At 50.2% G+C, this 2,245-nt stretch carries 1 pseudogene; it reads right to left on the reverse strand.

The annotated features are described in order from the left end of the window. A pseudogene (locus tag WEIDD23_RS09250) lies at positions 1 to 2,245 on the reverse strand (mucus-binding protein); the annotation flags it as partial.

The raw sequence follows: 2,245 nt of genomic DNA on the forward strand, positions 1-2,245 counted from the left end.
CGGATTATTCGGATCGATTGGCGTGCCTGGTACGCCAGGGTGATTTGGATCAACCGTTGTCGTACCGTGAGCTAGCGTTACCACAAAGGTTTGGTTATGGGCGGAATCGGCATCAAATGTCATACCGCCTGCTGGATAACCATCCCGTACTAGGACATACCCTTGTGCCAGATAACCCGCAATTTGATTAGTCGTCGTATAAGTCGACTTGCTATAACTATCACCGGTCAATTGTTCGACGTGTAGCACCTGCTTCGTATTTTGATCGATGAAGTTAACCGTTGCACGTTGCTGGTCAACCCGATAAACAATCGTTGTATCAGTCGTTGGATCATTTGGCACAGTCGGTGGCCAGTAACCCTGGCTTGGATCCTTTGGGTCAACTGGCTGTAGTGGCGTCCCATCTGGACCTTGTGGCGTAAAGCCTGGTACATATGGGATGACTGGATAACCTGGTGAATTTGGATCAGCCGTCTTCGTTGGGTCATCCGGATCATTTGGATACGTCACATCAGCCGGTGTCTTAACCCCCGGTACTTGTGGCACACTTGGTACCCAAGAACCAAGTTGACGATAAACAACTTGCTGGATGTCATCTTCACTGGTTTCATCCATATCAGCTACTTCTTCGACCACCAATCGGTCAGCGATATAGCCTGGAATAACTGGCGAGGTCTTCGCATCAAACTTATCATCGCCGTTCACTGCCTGCCAATCAGAGTAAACAATCGGACTCGCCGTGGCAGCACGTGCCAGACGGGCTTGTGGTTGCGCACTCTGCTGTGCAGCGATGACGTTAATCGTAATCGTCCGTGTGAAGACAACCTGATCAGTAACCGTCTTAGCCGCTGTTGAACCATCCTTTTCATAAATATACGTAATCGTTTGGTTCACTTCTTCACGCAAATCTGCTGCCGTTACGCCATCTGGCCAAACTGGCGGCTGTGGCCAAGTTGGTGAATCGGGATCATCCGGATCGACCGGCGTACCCGGCTCACCAAGTGGATCTGGGAACGTTGGCGAATCAGGATCGTTCGGATCAATCAAATCACCTGGTTGGTAAATTGGCTCACCTGGTACCTTTGGATCATCTGGTGTAACCGTGATTGTCGCGCCTTCGAAATGAACTTCAAAGGCCTGATCAACTGACTCATCACGATCAAACGTAAAGTGACTTGGGTACCCATTGCTTACTAACATCATACCAGCCAACTTGTAAACCATAATGCGGTTATAAGGTGAGTACGAACTCGTTTCCGCCGAACCACCCATAATCGTATCAACCGCCAAAATGCGACCAGTTTCATCATCAATATACGTAATCGTCGCCGTTTGCTTATTGGCCGTGTAGGTAATCGTCGTGTCTTCAGTTGGCGTCTCGCTTGGCGCTGGTGGCCAGTAACCTGCACTTGGGTTGTTTGGATCCACTGGTTGCAACGGACCATCTGGACCTTGCGGCGTAAAGCCGGGTACATACGGCATCGTTGGATTATCAGGTGTTCCCGGTGTGGCTGGATTATCCTCACCCGGCGTATCCGTTGTGGTTGGATCATCGGGGTTATTTGGATAATCAATTGGCGTGCTTGGCACATCCGTTACACCACTTGGGAATGCTGGTACGTACTGACCAATTGGTGCGTACACGACCTTTTCTGACATATCCGCTGACGTTGCCGTCAAATCACTCAAAGCAGCGACCGTTTGGCGATCAGCCACATAACCAGCAATTACCGGCGAATCAACGGCATCCATTGACGTTACCGTCGTTGGCTCCCACGCACTATACGTGTATGCACCGGTTACCGTATCAAGGGTCGCCGTGCGCGTAAAGTGAATGGTTTCCTTAACCGCTGTCGCCATCGCCTTGCCAGCTTGATCCACATACGTAATCGTCCGCGTCACTGACTCATTCAAATCAGTTGACTTCAAACCGTCTGGATACTTTGTTCCATCAGGGTTATCCGGATTAATTGGCGTGCCTGGCGTCTTTGGATCGTTGGGGTTAATCGTTTGCGAACCGTGCGTTAAGGTTACCGTATAAGCTTGCGTGACCGCCGTATCACGATCAAATGTGAAGTTCGTTGGGTAGCCATCTGAAACCAACTCATAACCGCTCGCCAGGTAAGCTGCCAATCGGTTAGCCGTTGTGTAGGCATGCGATTCATCCGAGCCCCCCTTAATGTGGTCGACACCTAATATCTCATTTGTCACCGCATCAACATACGTAATTGTGGCTGCTTGTTCA

Origin of the sequence: Weissella sp. DD23 (assembly GCF_001579105.1) — a bacterium.
Taxonomy (GTDB): Bacteria; Bacillota; Bacilli; order Lactobacillales; family Lactobacillaceae; genus Weissella; species Weissella cibaria.